This window comes from Paraburkholderia sp. GAS199 (genome assembly GCF_050436585.1).
In the GTDB taxonomy this organism is placed as follows: Bacteria; Pseudomonadota; Gammaproteobacteria; order Burkholderiales; family Burkholderiaceae; genus Paraburkholderia.
On the sequence record NZ_JBNDMM010000007.1, the window covers coordinates 26,821 to 53,470 of the forward strand.

General features: G+C 65.2%; 25 protein-coding genes. 9 read left to right on the plus strand and 16 right to left on the minus strand.

Annotated elements, in window-relative coordinates:
• Positions 1-31: 31 nt before the first annotated feature.
• Positions 32-970 (plus strand): CobD/CbiB family protein, encoded by a 939-nt coding sequence (locus P3T18_RS24560; protein ID WP_429302580.1) that lies wholly within the window; start codon positions 32-34, stop codon positions 968-970.
• A gap of 99 nt (positions 971-1,069) precedes the next feature.
• Here the strand turns inward: P3T18_RS24560 and P3T18_RS24565 are convergent, their stop codons facing one another.
• Genes P3T18_RS24565 through P3T18_RS24575 form a run of 3 tightly spaced genes read right to left on the minus strand, consistent with a single transcriptional unit; the run spans position 1,070 to position 3,630 of the window.
• Positions 1,070-1,390, minus strand: a complete 321-nt coding sequence (locus P3T18_RS24565; RefSeq protein WP_429302581.1) for a putative signal transducing protein — start codon at positions 1,388-1,390, stop codon at positions 1,070-1,072.
• Between the two features lie 30 nt (positions 1,391-1,420).
• Positions 1,421-2,374: a ribosome small subunit-dependent GTPase A gene (gene rsgA / locus P3T18_RS24570; protein WP_429302582.1), complete on the minus strand. Its 954-nt coding sequence runs from the start codon at positions 2,372-2,374 to the stop codon at positions 1,421-1,423.
• Positions 2,371-3,630 (minus strand): M48 family metallopeptidase, encoded by a 1,260-nt coding sequence (locus P3T18_RS24575; RefSeq protein WP_429302583.1) that lies wholly within the window; start codon positions 3,628-3,630, stop codon positions 2,371-2,373. The genes rsgA and P3T18_RS24575 overlap by 4 nt, the downstream gene beginning before the upstream one ends.
• Positions 3,631-3,863: 233 nt before the next feature.
• Between P3T18_RS24575 and orn the strand changes: the two genes are divergently transcribed.
• A complete protein-coding gene (gene orn, locus P3T18_RS24580; protein WP_429302584.1) occupies positions 3,864-4,469 on the plus strand; it encodes an oligoribonuclease in 606 nt (201 codons plus the stop codon).
• A 54-nt stretch (positions 4,470-4,523) separates the two neighbouring features.
• Here the strand turns inward: orn and mog are convergent, their stop codons facing one another.
• Positions 4,524-5,189, minus strand: a complete 666-nt coding sequence (gene mog / locus P3T18_RS24585) for a molybdopterin adenylyltransferase (RefSeq protein WP_429302585.1) — start codon at positions 5,187-5,189, stop codon at positions 4,524-4,526.
• Entirely contained in the window at positions 5,170-5,781 is a 612-nt protein-coding gene (gene yjgA / locus P3T18_RS24590; protein WP_429302586.1) for a ribosome biogenesis factor YjgA, read from the minus strand. Before yjgA ends, mog begins: the two co-directional genes overlap by 20 nt.
• 391 nt (positions 5,782-6,172) lie before the next feature.
• On the opposite strand from yjgA, the gene pmbA reads away from it, so the two are divergent.
• On the plus strand, positions 6,173-7,543 hold the full coding sequence (gene pmbA, locus P3T18_RS24595; RefSeq protein WP_429302587.1) for a metalloprotease PmbA: 1,371 nt from the start codon (positions 6,173-6,175) through the stop codon (positions 7,541-7,543).
• Positions 7,544-7,652: 109 nt separating this feature from the next.
• Here pmbA and P3T18_RS24600 read toward each other — a convergent pair whose 3' ends face one another.
• From P3T18_RS24600 to P3T18_RS24640, 9 genes are all read right to left on the minus strand, one after another.
• Positions 7,653-8,153, minus strand: a complete 501-nt coding sequence (locus P3T18_RS24600) for a dihydrofolate reductase (RefSeq protein WP_429302588.1) — start codon at positions 8,151-8,153, stop codon at positions 7,653-7,655.
• 132 nt (positions 8,154-8,285) lie between these two features.
• Positions 8,286-9,827, minus strand: a complete 1,542-nt coding sequence (locus P3T18_RS24605) for a sigma 54-interacting transcriptional regulator (RefSeq protein WP_429302589.1) — start codon at positions 9,825-9,827, stop codon at positions 8,286-8,288.
• 23 nt (positions 9,828-9,850) lie between these two features.
• Complete coding sequence (locus P3T18_RS24610; protein ID WP_429302590.1) at positions 9,851-11,299, minus strand: hypothetical protein; 1,449 nt, start codon at positions 11,297-11,299, stop codon at positions 9,851-9,853.
• A 104-nt stretch (positions 11,300-11,403) separates the two neighbouring features.
• Positions 11,404-12,144 (minus strand): peptidase C39, encoded by a 741-nt coding sequence (locus P3T18_RS24615; RefSeq protein ID WP_429302974.1) that lies wholly within the window; start codon positions 12,142-12,144, stop codon positions 11,404-11,406.
• A 74-nt stretch (positions 12,145-12,218) separates the two neighbouring features.
• Entirely contained in the window at positions 12,219-12,932 is a 714-nt protein-coding gene (locus P3T18_RS24620) for a C39 family peptidase (protein ID WP_429302591.1), read from the minus strand.
• A 123-nt stretch (positions 12,933-13,055) separates the two neighbouring features.
• Positions 13,056-14,639: a hypothetical protein gene (locus P3T18_RS24625; RefSeq protein ID WP_429302592.1), complete on the minus strand. Its 1,584-nt coding sequence runs from the start codon at positions 14,637-14,639 to the stop codon at positions 13,056-13,058.
• A gap of 26 nt (positions 14,640-14,665) precedes the next feature.
• Positions 14,666-15,259 (minus strand): hypothetical protein, encoded by a 594-nt coding sequence (locus P3T18_RS24630; protein ID WP_429302975.1) that lies wholly within the window; start codon positions 15,257-15,259, stop codon positions 14,666-14,668.
• A gap of 56 nt (positions 15,260-15,315) precedes the next feature.
• Positions 15,316-15,843, minus strand: a complete 528-nt coding sequence (locus tag P3T18_RS24635) for a hypothetical protein (protein WP_429302593.1) — start codon at positions 15,841-15,843, stop codon at positions 15,316-15,318.
• 84 nt (positions 15,844-15,927) lie between these two features.
• A complete protein-coding gene (locus tag P3T18_RS24640; protein ID WP_429302594.1) occupies positions 15,928-16,410 on the minus strand; it encodes a hypothetical protein in 483 nt (160 codons plus the stop codon).
• Between the two features lie 532 nt (positions 16,411-16,942).
• On the opposite strand from P3T18_RS24640, the gene P3T18_RS24645 reads away from it, so the two are divergent.
• Both P3T18_RS24645 and P3T18_RS24650 read left to right on the plus strand, forming a co-directional pair.
• Complete coding sequence (locus P3T18_RS24645) at positions 16,943-18,337, plus strand: sigma 54-interacting transcriptional regulator (RefSeq protein WP_429302595.1); 1,395 nt, start codon at positions 16,943-16,945, stop codon at positions 18,335-18,337.
• Positions 18,338-18,591: 254 nt separating this feature from the next.
• Complete coding sequence (locus P3T18_RS24650) at positions 18,592-19,563, plus strand: thymidylate synthase (RefSeq protein WP_429302596.1); 972 nt, start codon at positions 18,592-18,594, stop codon at positions 19,561-19,563.
• A 121-nt stretch (positions 19,564-19,684) separates the two neighbouring features.
• Here P3T18_RS24650 and P3T18_RS24655 read toward each other — a convergent pair whose 3' ends face one another.
• Together P3T18_RS24655 and P3T18_RS24660 are read right to left on the minus strand one after the other, a co-directional pair.
• Positions 19,685-22,291, minus strand: a complete 2,607-nt coding sequence (locus tag P3T18_RS24655; RefSeq protein WP_429302597.1) for a DUF6600 domain-containing protein — start codon at positions 22,289-22,291, stop codon at positions 19,685-19,687.
• 160 nt (positions 22,292-22,451) lie between these two features.
• Positions 22,452-23,165, minus strand: a complete 714-nt coding sequence (locus tag P3T18_RS24660; protein WP_429302598.1) for an ArsR/SmtB family transcription factor — start codon at positions 23,163-23,165, stop codon at positions 22,452-22,454.
• A 225-nt stretch (positions 23,166-23,390) separates the two neighbouring features.
• Between P3T18_RS24660 and P3T18_RS24665 the strand changes: the two genes are divergently transcribed.
• The 4 genes from P3T18_RS24665 to P3T18_RS24680 all read left to right on the plus strand — a co-directional run bounded on the left by P3T18_RS24665 (position 23,391) and on the right by P3T18_RS24680 (position 26,635).
• A complete protein-coding gene (locus P3T18_RS24665) occupies positions 23,391-23,534 on the plus strand; it encodes a hypothetical protein (protein WP_429302599.1) in 144 nt (47 codons plus the stop codon).
• Positions 23,535-23,672: 138 nt separating this feature from the next.
• A complete protein-coding gene (locus P3T18_RS24670) occupies positions 23,673-24,941 on the plus strand; it encodes an MFS transporter (protein WP_429302600.1) in 1,269 nt (422 codons plus the stop codon).
• A complete protein-coding gene (locus P3T18_RS24675) occupies positions 24,938-26,011 on the plus strand; it encodes a GlxA family transcriptional regulator (protein WP_429302601.1) in 1,074 nt (357 codons plus the stop codon). The genes P3T18_RS24670 and P3T18_RS24675 overlap by 4 nt, the downstream gene beginning before the upstream one ends.
• Positions 26,012-26,128: 117 nt before the next feature.
• On the plus strand, positions 26,129-26,635 hold the full coding sequence (locus tag P3T18_RS24680) for an acyl-CoA thioesterase (protein WP_429302602.1): 507 nt from the start codon (positions 26,129-26,131) through the stop codon (positions 26,633-26,635).
• Positions 26,636-26,650: the final 15 nt, after the last annotated feature.

A 26,650-nucleotide genomic window follows, 5' to 3' on the forward strand; every position in this document is an offset into this window, starting at 1 on the left:
ATCGTAAAACTCGAAAAGCACGGCGCACCGCATGACTTTTTTCTCCGTATTGCTGGCTCTGATCATTGAACAGGTACGCGCGCTGTCGCCGAGCAATCCGGTGTCGGCGTTGCTTCAATACCATGCGGAGTCGGCGGCGCACGGATTCGATGCCGGCAAGCCCAAGCATGGTCTGGTCGCCTGGCTCGTAGTGGTGCTGCCCTGGACACTGGCTGTCGCGCTCGTCTACTACGTGCTGTACCACATCCATTTTGCATTGGCGTTCCTGTGGAACGTCGCCGTGCTGTATTTCACGCTCGGCTTCCGCCAGTTCAGCCATTACTTCACCGACATCCATCTCGCGTTGAACAACGACGACGTGCCGCGTGCGCGCGAGATCCTGAATGAATGGACCGGCCTCGACACGGTCGACATGCCGGTGAGCGAGATCGTGCGGCACACGCTGATTCACGCGGTTGTCGCGTCGCACCGGCATGTATTCGGTGTGTTCTTCTGGTTCCTGGTTCCGGTCGGCCCGGCAGGCGCGGTGTTGTACCGGATCGCCGAATATCTGGCGCGCGCATGGGCGCGTCCGGCGGACGACCGGACCGTCGCGTTCTCCAGCTTTGCGCAGCGCGCGTTTTTTGTCATCGACTGGGTGCCGGCGCGGCTTACGTCGCTGGGCTTTGCGATCGTCGGCAATTTCGAAGACGCGATCTATGCGTGGCGCAATCATGCGCGTCAGTGGCCGGATGCGAACGACGGCGTGTTGCTCGCAGCGGGCAGCGGCGCATTGGGCGCGCGCCTGAGCGGGCCGCTCGCCGAACCGTCGAGTCTCGACGCGCTGGCCACCGGCGACGGCGGTCCGATGCAGGTCGGCGACGACTGTACGCCGCGTACGTTGCAATCGGCAGTGGGACTGGTGTGGCGCGCCGTCGTGTTGTGGATGATCCTGTTGCTGATGCTCACCATCGCAGTCTGGCTAGCCTGATATCGCGGCAGGTCGGACCATGCAGCACAGCGCATAAAAAAACCGGGCAAGTCCCGGTTTTTTACGTCTATACGTCGGTGAGATGTGAAGGTCGCGGCATCAACCGTCGAGCGGATTGCGCGCTGTTCCACACTGCCAGCACACAGTGAACTGCGCCTCCAGCGTCTCGCCGCATTCACGGCAATGCCAGGCAGGCGACCCCGCGTCGGGCCCTTGCGAAGCCGCATCGATCAACCGCCGCGCCACGGTTTCATCGCGTTCGTCGACGAGCCACAATTCGGGCGAGCATTGATCCGCGGGAATGTCGCCGAGCGCGCCGTTCAGATAGCGGTTATGCAGTTCGCACGCAATGCCCGCCGTCTCCAGCACGTTGACCCAATGCTGTCCGATGATCAGGTTCGGCGCGCGCATCAATTTCATTGTCGTTTCGTCTGTGAAAGATGCCGCGCGTCAGCGCACGATCTGGCTGGCTTCGTGCACCAGTTGCGCGTACAGCGCGTGCCGCTCGGGCCGGATGCGACCATCGGCGACGGCTTCGAGAATCGCGCAACCCGGCTCATGCAGATGATGGCAATTGTAGAAGCGGCAATTGGGCAGCAGCGGCCGGAACTCGGGAAACGCGCGCTCGAGGCGTCCTTCGGTCAGATGATGCAAGCCGAATTCCTGGAAGCCGGGCGAGTCGATCAGCGCGCCACCGGTTCCGTCCGCACTGTCGGGCAAAGGGTAGAGGCGCGTGAACGTGGTGGTGTGGCGACCGCTGTTCAATGCCGTCGAAATCTCGCGCGTGGCCACTTCGGCGTTCGGAATCAGCAGATTGACGAGCGTCGATTTGCCCATGCCCGACTGACCGAGCAGCAGCGTGGAATGTCCGTGGAGGTGTTCGATCAGGGCGGCGCGTGCGGCGTCGGGCTGCATCTTGATCGAGACTTCCACGACCGTATAGCCGAGTGCCGTGTAGCGCGCGAGCCGGGCGCGCGCGCCGGCGAGTTCGCCCTCGACGTCGATCTTGTTCAGCACGATCAACGGCTTCAGTTCGTTGGCTTCGGCGGCCACGAGGGCACGCCCGAGCAGGTCTTCGCTGAAGTGCGGTTCGGTGGCGAGCACGATCAGAAGCTGATCGAGGTTGGCCGCGAACAGCTTCGACTTGTACTGATCCGAGCGATACAGCAGGTTGCGCCGTTCGCCAATTTCGACGATTACGCCCTGGTCGGCCGATGTGGGTTCGTAGATCACGCGGTCGCCGACGGCCACTTCGCTGCGTTTCCCACGCGGGAAGCACTGGAGCATCGGGCCGCCGTCTTCCGGCGCAACGAGGTAATGGCGGCCATGCGCGGCCACGACCAGGCCGCCCACGCGCGTGCTGGACGGCGCGCGCGGCGCTTTCTTCTGCGAACGGCCGCTCATGCGTGCCGCAACAGACGGTCGATCCGCTGCGAAGCCGGCGGATGCGAGTAATAGAACGCGGTGTAGAGCGGGTCCGGCGTCAACGTCGACGCATTGTCTTCGTACAGTTTGACCAGCGCGTTGACCAGATCCTGCGCGTCGGTTTGCGTCGCGGCGAAGGCGTCCGCTTCGAACTCGTGCTTGCGCGAACTCAGGCTGCCGAGCGGCGTGACGAAGAACAGGAACACCGGCAGCGCGAGGAAGAACAGCACCAGCGCGAGCCCGCTATTGCCGCCGATCAGCGACGGACGCACGCCGAGCCCTTCGTAAAACCATACGCATTGTGTCAGCCAGCCGAGCAGCGCGAGCATGGCCAGGCTGATCGCGAACGTGACGAGCATCCGCTTGATCACGTGACGGCGCTTGAAGTGGCCGAGTTCGTGCGCGAGCACCGCTTCGATTTCGTTGCCCGACAGACGCGCCAGCAGCGTGTCGAAAAACACGATGCGCTTGGCGGCGCCGAAGCCGGTGAAATACGCGTTGCCGTGAGCCGACCGGCGGCTGCCGTCCATCACGAAGAGACCCTTGGCGGCGAAACCGCAGCGTTGCATCAACGATTCGATGCGGCTTTTCAGCGCTTCGTCTTTCAGCGGCTCGAACTTGTTGAAGAGCGGCGCGATGAACGACGGATACAGCACCAGTACCAGCATCTGAAACACGACCCACACGATCCAGGTCCACAGCCACCACAGGCTGCCGGCCTGGTTCATCAACCACAGCACCACGAACAGCAGCGGCAGGCCGAACGCTGCGCCGAGCAGCACGCCCTTGATTCGGTCGACGAAAAAGATGCCCTTGGTCATGCGGTTGAAGCCGAAGCGCTGTTCGACCACGAACTGGCGGTAGTAGTCGAACGGCAGGTCGATCACGCTCGTGATCGCGATCACGGCTGCGACCAGCGCGATCTGGCCGACATAGCCGCGGCCGAGCCAGTCGGAGAGGCCGAGATCGAGCGCCTGCACGCCGTCGAGCAGCGTCAGGCCGATCAGCACCGCCGCGCTGACCACGATCTCGATCATGGTGAGGCGGGTGCGTTCGACGGTGTAGTCGGCGGCGCGTTGATGCGCGGCCAGCGCGATGGTGCCGGCGAACTGGCTCGGCACCTGCTCGCGGTGCGCGGCGACGAAGCGGATTTGCCGCGACGCGAGCCACAGTTTGGTGCCGACCATCGCCACGACGGCGACGACGAACAGAACGGTGAAGTACAGGGTAGGCATCCGGGGATTCCGTGGTATCTATGCGAGAATTATATGTTTCTTCCCGCCGGCAGGCGGAAGATAGGCCAAAAGCCGTGGAGGCCCGCCATGAGTGGCTCTCCGCGCTGCTTTAAGCTGGTCTTTAAACGGCTCACCAATTTCAAACGAACAATCGCCGCGGCACGACGGCGCGAAAACGGCCCGCCAGGGCCCGATTCCCGCCAGTCGTCTGCCCGGCCATCAGGGTTGCCTTCATGACTGACATCCTCGCCTCCACCGAACAGCCGCTCGTCCGCAGCGAAATGAACCTCGTCTGGCTGGACATGGAAATGACCGGACTCGAGCCCGATTCCGATCGCATCATCGAAATTGCCGTCGTGGTCACCAATTCCACGCTCGACAGAATGGTCGAAGGGCCGGTGCTGGCGATTCATCAAAGCGACGAAACGCTCGCCAAAATGGATCAGTGGAATCAGAACACGCACGGCCGCTCGGGCTTGATCGACCGGGTGAAGGCGTCGACGGTGAGCGAAGCCGACGCCACCGAACAGATTCGCGATTTCCTCAGCGCCTACGTGCCGCCGGGTAAATCGCCGATGTGCGGTAATTCGATCTGTCAGGACCGCCGCTTCATGGCGCGCTGGATGCCGGATCTGGAACGCTTCTTCCACTACCGCAATCTCGACGTGAGCACCTTGAAGGAACTGTGCCGCCGCTGGCAGCCCGCGATTTACAAAGGCTTTCAGAAGCGCGCGATGCACACGGCATTGGCCGACATCCACGAGTCGATCGACGAACTCAAGTACTACCGCGAGCACTTCCTGATTCCGTCGGCGCCGGACGGGTCGGCGGCGGAATAAGATTGCGCCCGTTCTCGGCCGCGAGCGGCGCGTGCAAGCCGCCGCTCACGAGATTCAGTCCTGCCGGGGAGCGCGCACCGCGTTCTTCGGCCTGAATGCCTTCACGACCTCGGCGTTCGTCTCCACATACGGGCCGCCGATCAGGTCGATGCAATACGGTATCGCGGCGAAAATGCCCGGCACCTTCACCGCGCCGCTTTCGCCGTCGCGCAAACCTTCCAGCGTTTCCTTGATCGACTTCGGCTGACCGGGCAGATTGACGATCAACGCCGCGTGATCGGCGGTTTCGCGGATCACGGCCACCTGGCGCGACAAAATGGCCGTCGGCACGAAATTCAGGCTGATCTGCCGCATCTGCTCGCCGAAACCCGGCATTTCCTTTGTACCTACCGCGAGCGTCGCCTCGGGCGTCACGTCCCGGCGCGACGGACCGGTGCCGCCGGTGGTCAGCACCAGATCGCAGCCGGCCACGTCCACGAGTTCCGTGAGCGTGGCGGAGATGGTGGGCGCCTCGTCCTGGATCAGGCGCGTGACCAGCTGGAACGGCGAGCTCAGCGCCGCGCCGAGCCATTCCTGCAGCGCCGGAATACCTTTGTCTTCATAGACGCCGGTGGACGCACGGTCGCTGATCGAAACGAGGCCGATCACGATTTCGTCCGGATGCCGGCGTGCCACCTTTCGGCCTGCTTTTGGCGCGTTGTCAGGCGTCGTGGTCGTCATCGTCGTCTTCCTGGCTTTCGTCAGCGTCGGAATCGGCTTGCGCGGACGGGCCGTCCGCGTTCTTGATCCACTGGAACAGCTCGCGGAAGTAGCGCGGCGGCTTGCTTTGCTGCGCTTCCTTGCGGGCGTTGCGGATCAGCGTGCGGCCCTGTTGCGGATCGGCGTTCGGGTGCTGACGGATGAAGTCGGTCAGGGCGGCGTCGTCGGCGAGCAGCTTTTCGCGGGTGCGCTCGATCCAGTGCAGCTTGGCCGTCTCGGCCTTGTTGACGCCGTTGTAGGTGTCGAGCGCGGTGCGCAGGGCGGCCGTTTCCTCGTCCAGCAGCGAGCGCATGACGCGCCCGACGTACTGCACCTGGCGGCGCTTGCCTTCGTGATCGGTGATGCGGCGCGCTTCGCGCACGGCGTCGTCGAGGTTTTCGGGCATCGGCATGCGCTTGAGCGCGTCTTTCGGCAAGGCGATCAGCGCCGCGCCCAGTTCCTGCAACTCGTGCATTTCGCGCTTGAGTTGGGACTTGCTGGGACGGTCGTAGCCGTTTTCGTCGACTTCCGGTTCGGCGGACTCGATGGGTTGAATGCGGGTTTTGCGTGTCATACCGATATTGTAGCGTGCCGCGCCCGACAAACCCCGTCCGGCTCCGGCCCGCGCGCCTGCCGCCCATCTGCCGCGCGCCCGGTTCCCGTCCGGCGGACCCGAGGCGAATGCCAGGTACGGCGTCGCTTACCTTGCTATGATCGCGGGATGCGTCACGCCGCTGAGCCGCGCGCTCTTGCGAGAGCGAAACCGCGAGCATCGATGCGAACGGGCGCGATGAATCAACGCGTTGAAGCAAGGCAGCGGAGCGAGGCAGTGAAGCAACGCACTGAATCAGAACGCGAGCGATAGCGCAGGCGGACGCGCTTCCGATGAGCACGCACATGCGCTCGGGCTCGCCAGGCATTTGCGAACACACAGGGCCGCCGGCCCCAACAGGATGGCAACGACAATGGCAGCAGACATGGACGTCAAGCAGCGCTTTTTTCCGCATACCCAGGATGAACTGAAGGAAATCGCCTCGGACATCCTTCGTCACGCGAAGTCGCTCGGCGGCACCGACGCGGCGACCGAGATTTCCGAAGGCGACGGCCTGTCCGTCTCCGTGCGGCGCGGCGAAGTCGAGACGATCGAACATAACCGCGACAAGATGGTCGGCGTGACGGTGTTCATCGGCAACAAGCGCGGCAACGCGAGTACCTCGGACTTTTCGTCGCAGGCATTGAAAGACACGGTCGCGGCCGCGTACAACATCGCGCGCTTCACCGCGGAAGACGATTGCGCCGGTCTCGCCGAAGCCGAACTGCTCGAAACCGCACCGCGCGACCTCGATCTCTATCATCCGTGGAATCTGAGCGCCGACGAAGCCGTGGAAATCGCGCGTCGCTCGGAAGACGCGGCCTTCGCGACCGATCCGCAAATCAAGAACTCGGAAGGCGCGAGCGTGTCGGCGCAGCATTCGCAGTTCGTGCTCGCTACGTCGCGCGGTTTCCTCGCCGGCTACCCGTATTCGCGCCATTACATCGCCTGCGCGCCGATCGCCGGCAGCGGACGCAACATGCAGCGCGACGACTGGTACACCTCGACCCGCAGCGCGGGCGATCTCGCCGATCCGGAAGCGGTCGGACGCTACGCGGCGCAACGCGCGCTGTCGCGCATCGGCGCGCGCGGGCTCGATACGCGCAAGGTGCCGGTGCTGTTCGAGGCGCCGCTCGCCGCCGGCATTCTCGGCGCTTTCGTGCAGGCCACCAGCGGCGGCGCGCTGTATCGCAAGACCTCGTTTCTCGTCGATAGCCTCGGCAAGCCGGTGTTCGCTCCGCACATTCAGGTGGTCGAAGATCCGCACGTGGCGCGCGCCATGGGCAGCGCGCCGTTCGACGAAGAAGGCGTGCGCACGAAGCAGCGCTCGGTGGTGAAGGACGGCGTGGTGGAAGGCTACTTCCTGTCCACCTATTCGGCGCGTAAGCTCGGCATGCAGACCACCGGTAACGCGGGCGGCTCGCACAATCTCTCGCTGCGCAGCTCCACCACGCGTCCCGAAGACGACTTCGAGGAAATGCTGAGAAAGCTCGGCACGGGCCTGTTGCTGACCGAGTTGATGGGGCAGGGCGTGAACTACGTGACGGGCGACTACTCGCGCGGCGCGTCGGGCTTCTGGGTCGAGAACGGCAAGATCCAGTATCCGGTGGAAGAAATCACGGTGGCGAGCACGCTGCAGGAGATGTTCCGCCACATCGTCGCGGTCGGCGCGGACACGATCACGCGCGGCACCAAGCAAACCGGCTCGGTGCTGATCGAACGGATGACGATCGCCGGCCAGTAAGCGGGCCTCTGACTGCGCGGGCTGAAGTGGCCGCGCAGAAGCTTCGGCACAAAAAGGAAACGCCACGCATTGCGTGGCGTTTCTGTTTCTGCGCTATCCGGCGTGATCGTCACGCGCCTTTGCGCGTGTACGTCACGAAGGCGTAGTCGAAATCGTTCGGCGCGTGCGCGCGGTGCGTTTCGTGCGCGACTTCTTCCCATTCGTCTTCATCGAGTTCGGGGAACGTGGCGTCGCCTTGGAAGTCGGCGGAAATCTCGGTGATGATGAGTTTGTCCGCCTGACGCAAACCTTCCGCATACAACTGCGCGCCGCCGATCAGAAACGCTTCCGGCGCCTGATCCTGAGCCGCCAGTTCGAGCGCTGCTTCGAGCGTGGTGGCCGCGTCGCAACCCTGGAAGCGGCGCGTGGCGTCGCGCGTCACGACGATGTTGCGGCGACCCGGCAACGGCCGGCCGATCGACTCGTGCGTCTTGCGGCCCATGATGATGGGCGCGCCCATGGTGGTGCGCTTGAAGAACGCGAGGTCTTCGGGGAGTCGCCAGGGCAACTGGTTGTCGCGGCCGATCACGCCATTGTTGGCGCGAGCGACGATCAGGGTGAGCGTCGTCATCGAATGAAAGGGAGAACGGAACCGTACCGATTCTACCTGAGCCGCGTGACCGGTCCGTCGCAAGCACCGGGCCGCCGCGCGGTGCGGCGCCGGCGCCCGTCTCCCCGTTCGTTTCCGGCGCTCCGGCGCACGCTAATCCGCGGGCGTGTCGTTGTCGGCGGCGCTGATCTCGCGCAGTCCGTGCTGTCCCATCAAACGGTACAAGGTCACGCGCGAAATGTTCAGATCGACCGCCGCCTCGTTCAACCGATGCCTGTGCCGCAGCAGCGCCGCTTCGATCGCGCGTTTCTCGGCGGCTTCGCGCGCTTGCGACAGGCTCATCGCCTGCTGCGCGGTGAATTGCGCGAGGTCGAGGTCGTCGGCGGAAATCAGCTTGTTCTCCGCCATCACGATCGCGCGACGCACGCGGTTGATTAGTTCGCGCACGTTGCCGGGCCAGTTGTAGTTGTAGAGCGCTTCGATCGCCGACGGCGTGAAGCCGCGAATCTTGCGCGCGCTGTCGATCTTGAACTTGTGCAGGATGTGATGCGCGAGAATTTCGATGTCCTTGCCGCGCGCGCGCAACGGCGGTTCGTCCACGCGCAGCACGCACAAACGGTGAAACAGGTCGGCGCGGAACTGACCTTCGCGCATCGCGCCTTCGAGATCGACGTGGGTGGCCGAGATGATGCGTACGTCCACGGGAATCGATTCGCGACCGCCGAGCCGCTCGATCTTGCCTTCCTGCAGGAAGCGCAGCAGGCTGGCCTGGCTTTCCATCGGCAGATCGCCGATTTCATCGAGCAGCAAGGTGCCGCCGTCGGCCGCTTCGACCCGGCCGATCTTGCGCTGGTTCGCGCCGGTGAACGCGCCGCGCTCGTAGCCGAACAACTCCGACTGCAGCAGATGATGCGGAATCGCGCCGCAGTTGATCGCGACGAACGGCGCCTTGCGGCGCGGCGAGCGCTCGTGAATCGCCAGCGCGGTGAGTTCCTTGCCGGTGCCCGACTCGCCCGAGATGAACACACTGGCGTCGGTGTTCGCCACTTTGCGGATGGTGCGAAACAGTTGCTGCATCGCTTCGCAGGTGCCGACCATTTCCTCGTCGCCGGATGCGCTCGCGGGCGGCGCGATCTCCGGTTCGCACAAGGTCACCATGCCGAACGCGTGACCGACCAGATAGTCGACCGTCGCGTGGGCGACCGGCATCTTGACGTAGTCGAAACAGTAGTGGCGCACGAGTCGCCGCACCAGCGGATCGTTGAGGCGCTCGTTGGTGGCGAGCGCGATCCAGCCGACCTGCTGCTGGCGCAGGCTCGCTTCGAGTCCGCCCAGATCGCGCGGCGGAAAGCTCGCCAGATCGACGACGCCGGCGCAAGCCACGTCGGGCTTCACGAGCTTGCCGAGTTCGTGCGCCGAGCGCGCCACGGCGACTTGCCAGCCACGGCTCTTCAGATGCGCGACGAGGGTGTCGTCGGGCGTTCGGGCGACGTACAGCAGCGTGCGTCCGGTTTGCGCGCGCGGCGCGGCCATGCCGCCCGTCACCGCGGTGAGCGTCGCCGAGGGCCGCGCCGGCACGTCGTCACAACGCTCGACGGCGGCCTCCGCCGGCCGGGCACGCGCCAGATGCGCTCCCGCTCCCGCGCCCACTCCCGCCACCGGCGTCACACTGGTCAGATGAGGTGATTCACGCACGTTCGACCTCGATTCGTTGGCGGTTAAAAGGTGTACGGAAAGCGCACGCCGACCACGAAGTTCGGCGCGTCCGGCGTCAGGCCGACCGAGACCGAACCGTTGATGGTCAGGTGTTTGTTGACGACGTGGTTCAGGCCGAAATTCAGCGCGGCCGCCGTGGTCTCGCTGCCCGGCACCTTTTCGTACGAGCCGCCCGGCGCGCGCGTCTTCGATTCGGGTTCGAGCGCCATGGTGTACGAGATGCTTGCCGAGTCCTTGTCCGAGAACGCGAGCGCCACGCCGCCGCCGAACTGCACGATGTCGCCGAGCTTGACGGTGGCCGGTTGCGTCTGCCCTTGCACGGACGAGATGTCGGCGAAGGAACGGGCGATGTTGTAGGTGTACGAAAGACTGCCGAACAGCACGACCGGATCGTAGGTCTTCAGCAGCGACACGCCGGCCGTGACGTTCCAGAAGCCGGTGCCGGTGGGCAGCTTGTTCGGGGCGACCAGATTGGTGTTGTTGGCGTCCACCTGGACCAGCTTTTCGCCGAATGGCGAGGTGCCCGTCGGCGCCTTGAAACGCAGACTGCCGACGATGTCGGGCAGGCTGTTGGTTTCCTTCAGGAACTGGTAGTAGATCCCGAAGTTGACGTCGCCGATGGCGTTGCCGTTCACCGACGCGTCCGAGAGCGTGCTCGCCGCGCCGCCCGCACCGCCGACGATGAAGTTGCTGTGCCGGTAGATGTACGGCACGTCGACGTCGATGCTCATACGGTCGGTCAGGCCGTAGCGCGTATCGAGGTCGGCCATCACCTGGTGCGACTTGGTCTCGCCCAGGTTGATGTTGCCGAGGAAAATCGCGTCGAGTGCGAGGAAGCCCGACAACTGCAATTGCCGGCGATCGTAATACGTGTCGCTGATGCCCCAGTCCATCGTCAGCTTGTGATCGAAGAGCGGCGCGTGTTCGCGCTGCACGACGGCTTCTTCGGCCTGGGTGCGCACCGGCTCGGCGGCTTTCTGCGTCGTGCCGACCGCGCCGCTGCCGTCGGTGGCGGCGGGCAGTCCGCCTGCCGCGGCGCTTGCATTGCTGCCGTCCGGTGGCGGCGGATACACCGGGACGCCGGTCGCCGTCCCGGTGGTGCCGCCAGGCGCCGGCGCGCCCGGATTGACCTGGGCGAGCGGCGGCAGCGGGACGGGCAGGCCGTCGGCGCCGGGCTGCTCGGCTACCGCCTCACTGCCCGCCGGCGCGCCGTAGCCCGGTGCGCCACGGCCGCGTTGCGCCATTTCGAGGTTGGTCACCTGACGCTCGAGCGAGTGAATCTGCCGCTGCTGCTCGTCGACCACCCGCATCAACGTGTTGAGCCGTTCTTCAACGGACTGTCCCGCGAGCGCCTGCGCGCCCGCGCCCTGTGAAAGTGCGAACAGCATCACGGCGGCAGGAATAGCCGCCAGTGCCGTACGCGGCACCTTTGTCGTTAAACGATTATTCATTCTGTACTCCCCCGGTGTTCCGGCCGCGCGGCGTCTGTCTCCCGACAAGGCGCGGCCGTATCTTTACTGCTGGTGCTGCGAGCGGCGGGTGGCGGCCCGCCTCGTCATCTCCTTGAGTTCTGCAGTGCTTGTAGTACGCCGAGTTGCCGGATCATCGCGGCTGACATTTGCTGCGTCTGCAAATGCAGTTGCAATGCGTTGGCGACCTGCTGGTTATTGCCTGCAATCTGCAGCAACTGGGCGATCTGCCCGTTGCCTGGCGTGATGGTCTGGGTTGCGAGCCCAGCCGGTGTCTGCAGCGCGACGCTCACGCCGTTGCTGCCGAACGAAATGCCGGCTTTGATCGAGCCGGTCGAATTGCTCGCGACGGCGGACGGAGCGGTGGCGGCGCCCGTCAGCGTTACGGCGTTATTGTTGAAATCGATCAGCGCGGAGTTGGTGCCGGTGTTGCGATCGCCGGCCACCTGCGTGATCTGCGAGACGCCGTTGACGGAAATGTTCTGTCCGCCGGTGGCCTGCGCGTTGGGATTGGCGCCGGCGTTGGCCGCATTGCCGGAATTGCCGCCGCTCACGCTCGCGAGCGTGCTGACGGTGCTGTGGACCTGGCCGGCTGCGTTCTGCACCGCGCCGAGCGTGCCCTGGGCGAGAGCGGTCACGCCGTTGGGCAACTGCCATTGCGATATCACGTTGAGAACGAAGCCGGAAATCATCGTGGCGCCGGCGTACTTGCCGGTCTGGGTGGAGAGCACGTCGTCGTCGACCATCTGGACCTTGACGGGCGCGGTGTCGATGTCGCGAGCGCTGCTTTCCGACGCGACGGCGTTCGTGCTGACGCTGCACAGCATCGTGCAGACGGCGAGGGCGAGCGGCGTCAGGCGTGTCGTAAGAAGCGTGTTGAGAGAGTGCTTCATGGTTTGGGTCAGAACAGGTCTGCCTTGATCAAGCCGTACTCGACGAAGGGAGTCGCCGCCGTGCCGTTGGCCAGCGCACTGGCGCGCAGCTTGAGCGCGAGCGACTCGTTGTCCTGCAAGAGCGGGGAATCCTCCCTGAAGGGTTTGCCGAGGACCGCGAACACCAGACCGTTCCAGGTCCTGGCGAAGTCCTCTTCGAGCACGATGCGATTGCCGAGCGCCGGGTCCGCGATGAACACGCGGCCGTCCTGAACGTGCTTGACGATCACGAAATGCTCGTACCCGTCGATGTTCATCAGCACCATGACGGGAATCTGTAGATGGGTGAGGGCGTCGGCGTTCACGCGAAAGCCGCGTCCGCGCAAGCCGATGGTTTCGACGAACTTCTTCATGTCGAGCATCGAGAAGCCGTTCTTGACCACGACCTCGGGTGTCGAGAACACCATCATCCGGCGAATCAGTTCGGTCTCCGGAATGTCGATGCCGTAACCGAATTTGAGAAGGGTCGCGAGCGCTGCCGCACCGCAGCTGTAGTCGAACTGCTGGCTGACGATGTGGCTATAGCGGATGTCCTTCATCGAGCGGACCGTCTTGGTCAGCGGAACACCCGTGAAGGTCGACGTGTCGATGCTCGCCTGCGCATAGGTGTGGCCCGCGCAGAGCGTGCAACTGGCCAGCGCTACGGCGAACCGTAGCGCCAGGAACCCCTTGAACCCGGTCATGCTGGTCTCCCCCTTCCGCTCGCACCGGCGGCTTCAGTGGCCGCCGGCGCGTTTCCTTCTTACTGCTTTTTCAGACTGTGTTGCCTGCTGTCAGCCTGTATCGGTCCGCGTACCGCGAGCCGCTCAGTGACCGCTGTTCAGCGCGGCGATCGCCAGTCCGTTGTGTTGCAGGTTGCCCGCGCCGCCGGCAATGTTCACGCCGATGTTGCCCGACGCGTTAGCCAGCGAGTTGGAACCCAGCATCGCGGTGCCCTGGAATTGACCCTTGACCGCCATGTTGGCGTTCTGCGAGTTGTCGTCCGTGGCGACCATGGCGGTGGTCTGCGCGTTCATCGGGTTGGTGGTCGTCACGGCGCCGGCAAGGCTGTTGTTCTGCACGTTGCCGATACCCGAGGCGACGTTCACCCCGACATTGCCCGTCACACCCGACAGCGAGCCATCTCCGATCGACGCGTTCAGATTGAAGTTGTTGATCTTTGCCATGCCGGCCGAGGTCTGGCTGTTGAAGATCTGCGCATTGCCGAACACGTTGCCGATATCGACCGAGGCGAGCGACACGTCGTTGCTCTGGGCGTTGCTGATGCCTTCGGCGATGTTGATGCCGAGGTTGCCCGAGACGCCGTTGGCCGCGTTCGTGCCGGTGGTGGCGTTCAGCGTGCCGGCGGCTTGCGTGTTGATGTGCTGCGTCACGCTGCCGGTGGTCGTCTGATCGGTCACGTTCAGCGTGTCGTTCACGCTATAGCCGGACGAGCTCGTGGTGGCCGAAGCGGTCGAGTAGTTCGACGAGAACGACAGCGAGCCGCTGGCCGAACCCGACGCGCTCTGGGACTGGCTCTGGCTGCCGCTCGACGACCGGCCGCCCGAGCCGCTGTCGGATGCCGTGGCTGCCCAGCTTTGCGAACCGTCCCGATAGGCGGTTTGTGCTTCGCCGTACGAGTGCGTGCCGTTCGATGCATTCGACGAGCCGTGCGAGTTCGCGCTCGACGAACCTTCGTTCGCCGCGATCGAGCCGCTCGAACCCGACGAGGTCTGCTCGTAACCGGCGATGCCGATCGCTGCATGACCGTTGCCGAGGTTGCCGCCGCTCGACGTCGCGACGCCGATGCCGGCCGAACCCTGTGCGCCTTGCGACTGCGTGGCAGTGTAGTTCGCGCCCTGGCTGGCGGTGTGCGTGCTGCTGTCGTTATGCGCCATGTTCGAGGTGTTCGAGTAGGCGCTGTTGTTGGTGCGGCCGCTGTCGCTCGCCTGGTGATAGACGCTGCCTTCGCTGGCGGAAGCCGTGTTGCCGTAGCTGTAGGCGCTGGTCGAGTTATGCGACGAGCTGCTGCTGGTCGATTCGGAGCCGGAAGCGGAGAAGCTGCCGCCGCCTTGCTGCGCGGTCGAGAAGCCGCTCGTGTGGTAGCTGCTGTTGGCGCCCGTGCCGCTCACTGCGAACGTGGCGTTGTTGTAGCTGGTCTTCACGTTGCCCGTGTTATAGCTCTGGGCTTGCGGGACCAGCGAAGCGTTGACGTTGACCGACTGGGTGTTGTTGATGACGGCGCCGGCCGTGCTCGAGACATGCACGCAGCCATACAGGCCAACCAGACCTTCCACGCCGACTGCTTCGCCGATCAGCGTCGCATTGAACAGGTAGGCCTTCGGCGATGCGGCGAACGCGCTGCTGGAAGCGGCGACGAGTACGGCTGCAGCGATAAGAGTGCGCTTCATGATTCGCTCCGATACTTTAAGTGTGGTCAGTTAAAAAAAGTGCCCGCCGGGGGACGGAGCACAAAACTGTTTGCCGTGGCATTACCGGCGCCGGCTGTCTGGTTGATCTGCACGATCCCGCTCGCGTTTCTGAAGGCATCGCTGGAGATGTTTGCTTCACGCACGCTATGAACCCCGATGGATTGACCCAAACCTCCGTTTTTCGGGGCCGTCGCGGATAGCTCCCCATCCGAGACGGTCTCGACTCCGAGCGCCGCAGTACCGAGTTGCGTGCTGTTGCGCTGCAGATTCCCTGCTCCGGCGGACTGGTTCACCAGCACCGCGCCGGATGTGTTCGAAAAAGCATTGGCCTCGATCGACGCCCGCGCGCTGGTGACTTTCGCGTTCACCGACGCGCTTTGTCCGCTGAGGTTGGCGTTGCGCACCACGCCGCCGTTCGAGACCGTGACCTGATTGGCCTGCACGTTGTCGAGGCCGGCCGTTTCGTTGACCGTGAAGGCGCCTGTCGTGCCCGCGCCGGCGCCGTTGCCGATCGTCGCGTTGGCGCCGATGACCGGCGCCGATTGCCCGTGGGCCTGCCCGGCCGCGAGCGCGGCTGCGCTCAGGCAGAGCAGGAGCATCGTGTGAAGCGGTTGCGGGCCGAGTCTCAAGGCCGGCTTGCGTGGATCGCGCGGGCTCATTTCAGACCTCCCAGCGCGCCGCTCAGCACGTTCGAGAGCGGCGCGAGCGAGCCCGTCACCGACGAGGTGATCGTGCCGCCGATGCCGGGGCCCGGCGCACCGATGCCGCCTGCGTTGAGCGCGACGTTGTTGCCGGTCGCCTTGCCGCTGAGAATCTGCGTGACTGCCTGCATGCCGGTGCCGCCGAGGACGCCGCCCTCCGCCACGCCGCTCGATCCATGCGCATTCGTCAGATCGGTGTCGCCCACCAGTTGGGCGACGGCCGGATTGAACGTGTTGGCAGGGAAAGTGGTGGCACGCACGGCAACCGGGTCCTGGTTCCTCGGCACGGGAACGAAGGCGTCGCGTGGCGTGACCGTGCGCTCGACGATGATGTCGCCGGGATTCACGACCTGTTGCGCGTGAGCGTCGAAGGCGAGAAGCGAACCGGACAGAGCGGCGACGGCGGCGATGGCGGCCGGCGCCAGGGCGAGCAATGCCACCGGCGGCCCGAAGGCGCGCCGCTTCTGAGGTGAGGAAATCATGATCGGTCCTTGGCTTTAGTCTTCTTTAGCTTGCGGTGTGTGGGCTTCGCCACGCCGCCGGTTTGCATCGTTAAATTGTTCCGGCTACTTTCTCTGGTAACTGGCGACGTTGCCCTGGGCAGCGCGCGCGGCATCGACTGGAATCGGCAATTGAGCGGGCGGAGCGATCTCGTCCCACAGCGTCACCGTGCTGCCGCTGCTGCCGCGCATGAGTTGCGGCGTGGCGGCCACCATCAGCATGCCGACCGCGCCGCCGCGTTGCCGCGACAGCATCTGGTCGTCGAGTGAAAAGTCGTTCACAAATGCATCAGCGGTGATGCCGAGCGCCGGCGCGGCGAGCGGGCCGTCGACGAGCGCGGCCGAATCCGGCGCAGACATCGTCGAGGCTTGTGAAGTCACCAAAGTGGCGGATCCGGTATCGGCGGAATCGGCCACCATGGCGGATTGCGCCAGTCCGGCCTGCTGGGCGCACACGGGTGCAGGCAGTGCAATAAACAGTGCTATTGCGGTGCAAATGGCTGCGTATGGTGCAGTGGTGCCCGGATCGATGCGTAAAGCGAGTCGCATGATGTGTCTCCTTGGTGCATGGCATTTAGCGAAACGTGTGCCATGAGTCGCAATCCATTGATGCGCGTGGATACGCACCGCAATCCGCGGAGTAAGGAAGGAGAAATCGGACAAAAATGTTTCAGCGCTGAAACGGCAGGCAGAAAATACCTATAATTCGTTAATCGCGACGGTACGAACTACCTTCGGGTGAACACTAGGAAAAGCGCTTCCACAATGTTTTTATTTGTAGGCTTAATAACCGTGAATCGCCCGCCAGGCCTTGCTGGGCAAAGAGTCCCCGATTAAATTCGCATATTTGTTTTCCAAGCGGCGCGCGTATAGTAAGCTCTCGAAAACAGCTTCAGATTTAAAAAAGCCTGTTAAAGGCCGTCTCAAACACACACGCCGCTTTCTTGGGGATCAGCTGTCCGCACGGAATGGAATGACCGTTCGGGTTTTGCTATTGCGAATCCCGGCCGAGTCAGCGTGTCTGAACCTCGTTCAGGTGCGTGCGTCATCCTTAACGTTCGTTGACGAGAGGATCTGAATAATGGAACCCGCAACGCGGCAACTGATTTACGTTTCGCGAGATCCGAGCGCGGAATTGCACACTCGTTTTAATCAGCGCGGCTGGCATGTGGAAGTCGTGGGGTCGGCGCGCGACGTGCGCCGTGCTGTGCGCGCCGGAATGGCAGCGGGTGGTTTGCTCGATCTTTCCAGCCATTTTCAGTCACACGAGATTGCCGCTTTCGAGTCCTGCCTGACCATGCCGAACGTCGGCTGGGTCGCGGCAACCATGCCCGGCCAGCTTCAGGACGCCGCTTTGCGGCGCCTCGTGCGCGACTATTGTTTCGACTATGTAACGGTGCCTTACTCCGGCGATCGCATCGTCGATTCCGTTGGTCATGCATATGGCATGGTCTCGCTGGGCGAACCCGCGTCGAACGACGCCTCGCAAGGCGCCGAGGGTGAAATGGTCGGTTCGTGCGACGCCATGCTCGCGCTGTTCCGTTCGATCCGCAAAGTCGCAATGACCGACGCACCGGTGTTTATCTCCGGCGAATCGGGCACGGGCAAGGAACTGACGGCAGTGGCTATCCACGAACGTTCGGCGCGTCGCAGTGCGCCGTTCGTGCCGATCAACTGCGGCGCGATTCCGCCGCATCTATTGCAATCGGAACTCTTCGGCTACGAACGTGGCGCGTTCACTGGCGCCAATCAGCGCAAGATCGGCCGCGTGGAAGCGGCCAACGGCGGCACGCTGTTTCTCGACGAAATCGGCGACCTGCCGCTGGAAAGCCAGGCGAGCCTGCTGCGTTTTCTGCAGGAGCGCAAAGTGGAGCGGCTGGGCGGTCACGGTTCGATCGACGTGGACGTGCGGATCATTTCGGCCACTCACGTCGACATGACGGCGGCAATGATCGAAGGGCGCTTCCGTTCCGACCTGTATCACCGTCTGTGCGTGCTGCAGATCGACGAACCGCCGTTGCGTGCACGGGGTAAGGATATCGAACTGCTCGCGCGCCATATGCTTGAGCGCTTCAAGAAAGACGCGAGCCGCCGCTTGCGCGGTTTCGCGCCCGACGCGATCGCCGCGCTGCATAACTACGGCTGGCCGGGCAACGTGCGCGAGTTGATCAACCGCGTGCGTCGCGCCATCGTGATGTCGGAAGGGCGCGCGATCACGGCGCGGGATCTCGAACTCGCCGAGTATGTCGAGATCGTGCCGGTGTCGCTGGCGCAGGCGCGCGAGGCCGCCGAGCGGCAGGCCATCGAACTCGCGCTGCTGCGTCATCGCGGCCGGCTCGGCGATGCCGCGCAGGAACTCGGCATTTCGCGTGTCACCTTGTACCGCCTGCTGTGCGCGCACGGCATGCGTCATATGGAAAGCGAACCGCTGGCCGCGCCGCATGGCGAATTGCCGGCTTCGGTTCCGCATCTCTGATCGACCGCCGATCCGGCGCCTGACGACCCGACGACCCGACGACCTAGCACTCGCCGCTTGCGAGCCAGGTTCGGGCGTCGCGGGCCGGCCCGCGTACGGTGCCTGCCCGGTTTCGCGCAACGCTCCCCGTTTTTTCCTCGCGCCGGCAGATGGTTGCCGGGCAGCGCCTGCCCGCGCTTGTTAAAATCGGGTTTTCCGCTCAATCTCCGAGACGCCGATCCCAGCCGGACGCGCGTCCCGTCGAAGGAACCCGCATGAAACAATATCTGGACCTCGTTCGCACGATTCTCGACACCGGTACGTGGCAGGAGAATCGGACCGGCATCCGCACCATCAGCATGCCGGGCGCCATGTTGCGTTTCGACCTCCAGCAAGGCTTCCCCGCGGTCACGACGAAAAAGCTGGCGTTCAAGTCGGCGATCGGCGAACTGGTCGGTTTTCTGCGTGCGTCGCGCAGCGCCGCGGACTTTCGCGATCTCGGCTGCAAGGTGTGGGACGCCAACGCGAACCAGAATCCGCAATGGCTCGCCAATCCGTATCGTCAGGGGCCCGACGATCTGGGCGACGTGTACGGCGTGCAATGGCGTCAGTGGCCGGCTTACAAGGTGCTCGACGCGAACGCGAGCGCGCAGCTGGCTGACGCCACCTCGCGCGGTTTTCAGGTGGTGACCGAATTCGAGGAAAACGGCACGCCGAAGGTGCTGCTCTACAAGGCCATCGACCAGCTTCGCCAGTGTCTCGACACGATCATGCAAAACCCCGGCGACCGGCGCATTCTGTTCCACGCCTGGAATCCCGCGGTGCTGGACCAGATCGCGCTGCCCGCCTGCCATCTGCTGTATCAGTTTCTGCCGAACGTCGCGCGCCGCGAGATTTCGCTGTGCCTCTACATCCGCAGCAACGACGTCGGGCTCGGCACGCCGTTCAACCTGACCGAAGGCGCGGCCTTGCTGCATCTGGTCGGCCGTCTGACGGGCTACACGCCGCGCTGGTTCACGTACTTCATCGGCGACGCGCACATTTACGAAAATCAGCTCGACATGCTGCAGCAGCAGCTCACGCGCGAGCCGTACGAAAGCCCGTCTTTCGCGATTGCCGACCGTGTGCCGGACTATGCGCAAACCGGCGTGTACGAGCCGGAATGGCTGGAGAAGATCGAGCCGTCGGATTTCTCGCTGGTCGACTACCGGCATCACGAGCCGCTGACGGCGCCCATGGCGGTATGACGTAAGCGTCGGCGAGTTCGTTTCGTCGATCCGAGATGCACAAAGAAAAACCCCCGCGATGCAGATCGCGGGGGTTTTTTACTTGCGTCACCGGAAAGCGGGCGTCGCTCGTCAGACGGACTCAACCCCGATGGTGCTCGTCGCGGTTGCCGCCGCCCGAATGCTGCTCGGCGCGTTGCGGCTGAGGACGCGGCTGTTCGGCACGCTGCGGCTGTGCTTGCGGACGCGGCTGCTCGACACGCTGCGGTTGCGGCTGGGGACGCGGTTCCTGACGTTGCTGCTGCGCCTGCATCTGCTGACGTTGCGCCTGGGCCTGCTGCTGCGCCTGCATCTGCTGACGCTGCGCCTGGGCCTGCTGCTGCGCCTGCATTTGCTGACGCTGCGCCTGGGCCTGCTGCTGTGCCTGCATCTGCTGACGCTGCTCTTCGCGAGCCTGCTGCGCCGGCTGCGGATGAAACTCCTGGCGCGGCTGGGCTTGCTGGGCCGGTTGCATCGGCTGCGGACGCGGTGCCTGTGCTTCAGGCTGACGCTGCTGCTGCCGAGCCTGTTCCGCGGCGGCGTTTTCCGCCGGACGCGGCGCGCCGTGCTGCTGCATGGCCGCGTTCGGTTGCGCACCCGGCTGCTGCGCGTAGTTCGGCCGACCGGCCTGTTCCTGCAGACCGCCGCGCTGTTGCGCCATCGGCGTATGCGGCTGCGTCCAGGCCGGCTCGTGACGTCCGTTGGCCTCGGCCTGCTGTCCCGGCTGCCCCATTTGCGCCGGCGCGCCGTGTTGCTGGGCGAATGCGTTCGGGTTGCCGCCATTGCCACCGTTCGCACCCACGGCGCCGTTGACTTGCGGCGGATGCGGCACGCCGTTGCCCGGACGACCGGCTTCACCCTGTTGCGGACGCTGGTTCGCCATCTGCGGCGGCACGCCCGGTCGCGCTTGCGGTTCGCCACCGCGCGGCGGCTGACCGTTCGGCACCGCTTCACCCGGACGTTGCCCCGCCTGCTGGGCGAAGTTCGGCGCGCCCGGCGCCATGCCCGGCGCACGGCCGGCCATATGCGACTGCACGACGCGCACGTTCTGCGCCGGCATGCCCGGTGCGCCGGCCATATGCGCCGGCACGGAAGTGCGCACGATCGGCGCGCCCGCACCGGGCACCCGTCCGCCGTTCTGCGCGAAATGCTGGGCGAGGTTGTCGTGGTACGCCGCCGGCATGGCCGGGTTACGCGTGGCGACGACCGGCCGCGTCATCGCATTGGCCGGCGGCCGGTAATTGGCGTTGCGCAGACCCGGGCTGAAGCTCTCCTTGACCGGGGCGATTCCGGGGCCGCCCGGGTTGATCTGGGCATTGCGCCACTGACGCGGATCGACCTTCTGCGCAAAACGGCCAGTAGGTTGTCCATGGACGAAGGCGGTTGCCGGCACCGCCGTGACCGCACCCGGACGATAGTTGACGTACGTGTTGTGAATGTTGGTCACGTTCACGTTCGTCACGTTGCGGTTGTAGTTGTTGACGATGGTGGTGCGGTTCACCCGGTCGTAGTAGCGCGGGCTCCAGTTGTCGTGACCGCCCCAGCGCGGATGCCACGGTTCGCCCGGACCGAGCGGGAACCACGCGACACCCGCCGCGACCGCGCCGCCGATGGCCAGACTCACGCCCCAATCGACGCCGCCACCGCCGCCGCCGCCCACGAAGCCGACCAGCGCCGGCGCATACACGGGCGGCTGGTCGACCACGACCGGGCCCGGCACCCACGCCCACGAGTCGTCGATCTGCGCCCAGCGTCCGTAGTGATACGGCGCGAAGCCCCACGGCGCGTCGTCGACCCATGTCCAGCCCCACGGCGCCTGCCAGACCCAGTGACCGTCGTGATAAGGCGCCCAGCCGGCCGGCGTGGCGCGCGGCACCCAGACTTCGCCGTATTGCGGCGTGCTGCGCCACGTACCGTTGGCGTCGAGGTCCTGATAGCCCGGAATGTCGCGCGACACGTAGCGCGCCGACACCGAGCGATCTTCCGCGGCATCGCGGCTCGCGGCCCATTGATCGAAGCCGTCGAGACCCGGCGCGCCGTTGTCCGCGGCCTGTTGCAGGTTGGTGCCCGCAAAGCGGATCTGTTGACCCGCCGCCACCGGCACCTGACCGGCCTCGCCGTACACCGTGGCGCTGCCGCTGCGCACGGTGACGGTCGTGCTGCTGCCGTCCGGCGCCACATCGACGCGGTAGTCGCCGGGACCGTTCAGGCCCAGCGCGAGATTAGGCGTGTCGATCTCGTACGACGAGCCCGGCGGCAGTTCGCGGACCCGCGCCGACAGCGTGCCTTGCACGACCTTCAGTTGCGCGGTGTTGTCGTCGAGATTGAGGATGTCGAGGCTGGTGGACTGGTCGAGTCGCAACGCGGTCGAGCCGATATGCAATTCGGAGCGCGCGTTCTGGTCGTTCCAGAGCTGGTCGCCGGTGGTGAGCGGACGGTTGATCTGCGCGTAAGACCAGTCGGTCGCGCTGGCCGGCTCGGTGGTGACGGCGCCGGCCGTGTAGTTCAGGCGCGCGATGCGTCCCGGCGGATCGCCGTTCGGCGAAGTCTGCGGTCCGCCTTGCGGATTGTCGGCGACCGCGCCCGGCGGCGGCATGCCGGCTTCCTGCGCGAGCGTGATCTGCGAGCTGAGCATGAATGCGGCTGCTGCGATCATCGTGTAGCCGATCACGCGCCGGGTCGAATGTTGGGTTCTGGTGACTGTTCTCATGGTTTATCTCCGACGGACGCGGCATCTTGCTGCATCCGTGAGTCACTGTACCCGTGGCGATTGTTTCAAGGCCCCCACATTTGTAAGGCGGTCTCACCGCCGTGTAACAAAAGGTCTCGATAACGCCTTTCGTCGGCCCAATGGGCGGTTCGAGCCGTTTTCAGTTCGTCAGAAGCGCGTCGAAATGCCGATGACCGGACGGCGTGACGCGCAGAATCCGCGGCCGCTCCGTGCGCTCGACCCAGCCGTGCGTGGTCCACGAATCGAGCAGCGCCGCACCGAGCGCGCCGCCCAGATGCGGACGCCGCTCGCTCCAGTCGGGACAGGTGCAGGCAAAGCGGCGCCGGCGGCTTTTCTGCGCGCTCATGTCGATGCCCCATTCGGCGAAGCGGGCGGCACCGTCGGGCGTCGCTTCGAGCGTCGTGCCGTGCAAGGTCAGCAGACCGCGTTTCATCAGCCGCTCGAAGACCTGCACCGACAACTCGCCCGCCATGTGGTCGTAGCAGGTGCGCGCGTAGCGCATGTCGACGGGCACGGTGCGCGCGGGACGCGGCGCACTGCGTTGCGGCGCGCTGACCTGGGCGACGTTGGCGAGCGCTTCGATGGAGGCCGCAATTTCCGCCGACGCGATCCGGAAATAGCGATGCCGCCCGCGCACCTCCAGCGCCAGCAGACCGCCGTCGGTCAGACGCGCGAGGTGGGCGCTGGCCGCCGACGGCGACAGGCCGGCGATGAGGGTCAGCTCGCCGGCGGGGCGCGCGCTGCCGTCCATCAGCGCCCACAGCATGGCGGCGCGGCCGGGGTCGGCGAGCAGCGCACCGATGCGGCTGAGACCGGGGAAGTGGTTCTGTTCGTCTGCGAGGATCGCGGGCATGAGGCGTCTCCGATAAGTCTCTGGCGTCATGAGCGGCATGGACCGCCATCGAGACATTCACTCTAACGGGTGGCGGTAGGCGATGTTTCAGCTTAGCGTGAAACGTCGGATGTAGTGTCGACGAAAAGGCGTGGATCGCGGGCGGGCAGGGCGCTCCGGGCGCTTGCCGCGTCGTACGAGGGCACCAGGCTAGAATCGAAGCCTGTCTTTGCAGGATAAGTCGTCATGAAATTCTTCTTTGCCGCTGCGGCGGTAGCCGCCGCTTTGCTGCTGGGGGCATGCGCTCAGGGCGGTTCGTCGTCCGGCGCGGGGACGGGCAGCGTCACGATGTACGGCACGCTCGACGAAGGCATCAGTTTTCACAAGTAGGCCCGCTGCGGCGTCCGGACGATCTCGCCAGAGTTGATCGGCAATCGGACGAATGGCTGGAATTGAAGCATCATTGGCATCTCTGCCAAAGTGCGCCGTGTGACGATTACCCGACCGTCACCCGTTCCCGAAGCCCCGATGCCGCCTACGCCACCGCCCGCCGCACCTTCCGTCGCCGTCAGCCAGACGGCTCCGCGCGACGCCGATCCGCACAGCCGCCGCGCCGCCCGCGTGCTGGCGGTGTGCCAGGCGCTCTACACCTCGTCCGTCTCCATCGACCTGACCTTGACCGGCCTGGTGGGCTACACGCTCGCCCGCGACAAAGCCTTCGCCACCTTGCCGTTTTCGCTGATCACCGTGGCCGCCGCGCTGACCACGATCTTCGCGTCTTTCCTGATGGCGCGTATCGGTCGCCGCGCGGGCTTCATGCTCGGCGCGGCCGTCGGCGCAGTGGGCGGCGCGGTGTCGGTCTGGGCCATCTTCCACCAGAGTTTCTGGGCGTTCTGCGCCGGCACGTCCACGGTAGGCGTGTTTCAGGCATTCGCGCAGTACTACCGTCTCGCCGCCGCCGATGCGGTCGGCGTCGATCACAAGAGCCGCGCCATTTCGACGGTGTTGACAGGCGGCGTGGTCGCGGCGGTTTGCGGGCCCTTGCTCGCCGCCTGGAGCAAGGACTGGCTCGCGCCGGTGGCGTTCGCGGGATCGTATGCGCTCGTCACCGGCTTCGGACTCGTCTCGATCGTCTTGCTGGCCACGCTGTATCGTGACGCTGCTCCGTCCGCGAATCACGCAGCGGCGCATGAAGCCGCCCGGCCGCTCGGCGAGATCGTGCGTCAGCCGATCTTCGCGGCGGCGCTGGCCAACAACGCGCTCGGCAACGCGGTCATGATGTTCGTGATGACCGCCACGCCGATCGCGGCCGTCGCCTGCGGCCACACGATCGGCGACGGCGCCGCGATCATCCAGTGGCATCTGGTCGGCATGTTCGCGCCTTCGCTGGTGTCGGCCGGGCTGATCCGGCGTTTCGGCGTGCTGCGTGTGATCGGCGCGGGCATCGTACTGTCGGCGCTGTGCGGCGTGTTCGCCTTGCACTCCACCGATCTGCCGTATTTCTACGCCGCGCTGGCGTGTCTCGGTGTCGGCTGGAATTTCATGTTCGTGGGCGGTTCGACCTTGCTCGCGCAGTCGTACCGTCCCGCCGAGCGCGCTAAAACCCAGGCGACCAGCGAATTCACCACCTTCGCGTTCACCGCGCTGGGCTCGCTGTTCGCCGGGCAATTGCTGGCGCGTTTCGGCTGGGCCACGATCAACGCGGCCATTTTTCCGCTGCTCGGCATGGCGGCACTGACGACGCTGGCCTACGCCTGGTCGCGCAACCAGAAACTGAAGGAGGCGAATTTCCGATGACTGTGCGGCATATCGTGTTCGCGGTCGCACCCGACCTCGTGCTGCTCGACGCATGCGGTCCGCTGGAGGCTTTCTGGCGCGCCGAGTTGACGCTCAGAGCGGGCGAGTCCGGTGATGCATCTGGGCCGGTGGCTTATCGCACGACCGTTGCGTCGATCGACGGCGGCGTCCTGCAAACTTTCCCCGGTCTGCCGGTGGTCACCGAACGGCTCGATTCGCTCGACGATCTGCCGATCGACACGCTCATCGTGCCCGGCATTCCAGTGGACGAACCGGACTCGCTACAAGCGGAACTCGTCGCGTGGATCGCGCGCCGTGCGCCGCAGGCGCGGCGCGTCTGCTCGGTGTGCACCGGCGCTTTCTACCTCGCCGCGGCGGGCCTGCTCGACGGCCGGCGCGCGACCACGCACTGGCGCGATGCAGCGCTGCTCGCCCGACGCTTTCCACGCGTCCAGGTGGACGCCGATCCGATTTTCATCTGCGACGTTCAGCCCGGCGACGGCGCGCAAGCCGTCTGGACTTCGGCGGGCGTCACGGCAGGCATCGACCTCGCGCTGGCGCTGATCGAAGAAGACGTCGGCCACGCGGTAGCGATGCAGGCGGCGCGGCGGCTGGTGGTGTTCATGAAGCGGCCGGGCCGACAGTCGCAGTTCAGCGCGGCGCTGGCGGCGCAAGCGTCGACGGACGGCCCGTTCGAGGCCTTGCATGGCTGGATGGCGGCGCATTTGCGCGACGATCTTTCGGTCGAGCGACTCGCCGAACGCGCGCAGATGAGTCCGCGTACTTTTGCGCGCCGCTACGTCGGCGAGGTCGGCCGCACGCCGGCCAAAACCGTCTCGGCTTTGCGACTCGAAGCGGCGGCCCATTCGCTCGCGGAATCGCGCCGGCCGCTCAAACGGATCGCGCTCGACTGCGGTTTCGGCAGCGAACAGAACCTGCGCCGCGCCTTCGTGCGGCGCTTCGGCGTGCTGCCGCTCGATTACCGCGAGCGCTTCATGTCGGCAACGGCAACGGCAACAACACCGCCGCCGCACGGGTCGCGGCTGAATGAAAGCTCACCAGGCTATTGACGGCGTCATGCCGTGCCAAACCCCTACCCGGCATGGCACGCGATCAAGCCACAACATAGTCAATATGGCGCTCGTATAATCGCCTCCTTTCAATGCATTCGATTGACCGGAGTCAAGATGAGCACCCCTGCCTTTGCGCCGCTGGACCGTTCCGAAACCACTTTCCGCTTTCTGGCCGAGCCGAGCTCGGTCAACTTCGGCGGCAAAGTGCACGGCGGCGCCTTGATGAAGTGGATCGACGAAACCGCGTATGCGTGCTCGGCGGTGTGGTCGGGGCGTTACTGCGTCACGGTCAGCGTCGGCAATATCCGCTTTCGACGGCCGATTCTGGTGGGCAATCTGGTCGAGTTGCGAGCGCGCGTCGTGGCGACGGGCCGCACCAGCATGCACATCCACGTGTCGGTTCAGGCCGGCGACCCGAAAGGCGGCGAGTTGCTGCAAACCACGGATTGTCTGGTCGTGATGGTGGCCGTCAACGAAAACGGTCATCCGGTGCCGGTGCCGGCGTTCGTGCCGGAAACGGAAGAGCAGAAGCGTCTTGCCAAGTACGCGATGGACGTGAAAGAAGCGCTCGACGCGATCGTCGAACTGAAGCCGGAAGAAGTGGCGCAGGGCAAGGTGTAAGCCGCCGGCCGACCG

Excerpts from the sequence above, each read along its gene's own strand:
- pmbA (WP_429302587.1), top strand. The coding sequence starts at position 6,173 with ATGGCAGCAGACATGGACGTCAAGCAGCGCTTTTTTCCGCATACCCAG.
- P3T18_RS24565 (WP_429302581.1), bottom strand. The coding sequence starts at position 1,390 with ATGAAATTGATGCGCGCGCCGAACCTGATCATCGGACAGCATTGGGTC.
- P3T18_RS24575 (WP_429302583.1), bottom strand. The coding sequence starts at position 3,630 with ATGCCTACCCTGTACTTCACCGTTCTGTTCGTCGTCGCCGTCGTGGCG.
- P3T18_RS24650 (WP_429302596.1), top strand. The coding sequence starts at position 18,592 with ATGAAACAATATCTGGACCTCGTTCGCACGATTCTCGACACCGGTACG.
- P3T18_RS24560 (WP_429302580.1), top strand. The coding sequence starts at position 32 with ATGACTTTTTTCTCCGTATTGCTGGCTCTGATCATTGAACAGGTACGC.
- P3T18_RS24665 (WP_429302599.1), top strand. The coding sequence starts at position 23,391 with ATGAAATTCTTCTTTGCCGCTGCGGCGGTAGCCGCCGCTTTGCTGCTG.
- P3T18_RS24675 (WP_429302601.1), top strand. The coding sequence starts at position 24,938 with ATGACTGTGCGGCATATCGTGTTCGCGGTCGCACCCGACCTCGTGCTG.
- P3T18_RS24600 (WP_429302588.1), bottom strand. The coding sequence starts at position 8,153 with ATGACGACGCTCACCCTGATCGTCGCTCGCGCCAACAATGGCGTGATC.
- mog (WP_429302585.1), bottom strand. The coding sequence starts at position 5,189 with ATGACGACCACGACGCCTGACAACGCGCCAAAAGCAGGCCGAAAGGTG.
- P3T18_RS24655 (WP_429302597.1), bottom strand. The coding sequence starts at position 22,291 with ATGAGAACAGTCACCAGAACCCAACATTCGACCCGGCGCGTGATCGGC.
- P3T18_RS24630 (WP_429302975.1), bottom strand. The coding sequence starts at position 15,259 with ATGCTCCTGCTCTGCCTGAGCGCAGCCGCGCTCGCGGCCGGGCAGGCC.
- P3T18_RS24670 (WP_429302600.1), top strand. The coding sequence starts at position 23,673 with ATGCCGCCTACGCCACCGCCCGCCGCACCTTCCGTCGCCGTCAGCCAG.
- P3T18_RS24680 (WP_429302602.1), top strand. The coding sequence starts at position 26,129 with ATGAGCACCCCTGCCTTTGCGCCGCTGGACCGTTCCGAAACCACTTTC.
- P3T18_RS24660 (WP_429302598.1), bottom strand. The coding sequence starts at position 23,165 with ATGCCCGCGATCCTCGCAGACGAACAGAACCACTTCCCCGGTCTCAGC.
- P3T18_RS24625 (WP_429302592.1), bottom strand. The coding sequence starts at position 14,639 with ATGAAGCGCACTCTTATCGCTGCAGCCGTACTCGTCGCCGCTTCCAGC.
- P3T18_RS24610 (WP_429302590.1), bottom strand. The coding sequence starts at position 11,299 with ATGAATAATCGTTTAACGACAAAGGTGCCGCGTACGGCACTGGCGGCT.
- P3T18_RS24640 (WP_429302594.1), bottom strand. The coding sequence starts at position 16,410 with ATGCGACTCGCTTTACGCATCGATCCGGGCACCACTGCACCATACGCA.
- orn (WP_429302584.1), top strand. The coding sequence starts at position 3,864 with ATGACTGACATCCTCGCCTCCACCGAACAGCCGCTCGTCCGCAGCGAA.
- P3T18_RS24635 (WP_429302593.1), bottom strand. The coding sequence starts at position 15,843 with ATGATTTCCTCACCTCAGAAGCGGCGCGCCTTCGGGCCGCCGGTGGCA.
- P3T18_RS24615 (WP_429302974.1), bottom strand. The coding sequence starts at position 12,144 with ATGCTGTGCAGCGTCAGCACGAACGCCGTCGCGTCGGAAAGCAGCGCT.
- P3T18_RS24620 (WP_429302591.1), bottom strand. The coding sequence starts at position 12,932 with ATGACCGGGTTCAAGGGGTTCCTGGCGCTACGGTTCGCCGTAGCGCTG.
- P3T18_RS24645 (WP_429302595.1), top strand. The coding sequence starts at position 16,943 with ATGGAACCCGCAACGCGGCAACTGATTTACGTTTCGCGAGATCCGAGC.
- rsgA (WP_429302582.1), bottom strand. The coding sequence starts at position 2,374 with ATGAGCGGCCGTTCGCAGAAGAAAGCGCCGCGCGCGCCGTCCAGCACG.
- yjgA (WP_429302586.1), bottom strand. The coding sequence starts at position 5,781 with ATGACACGCAAAACCCGCATTCAACCCATCGAGTCCGCCGAACCGGAA.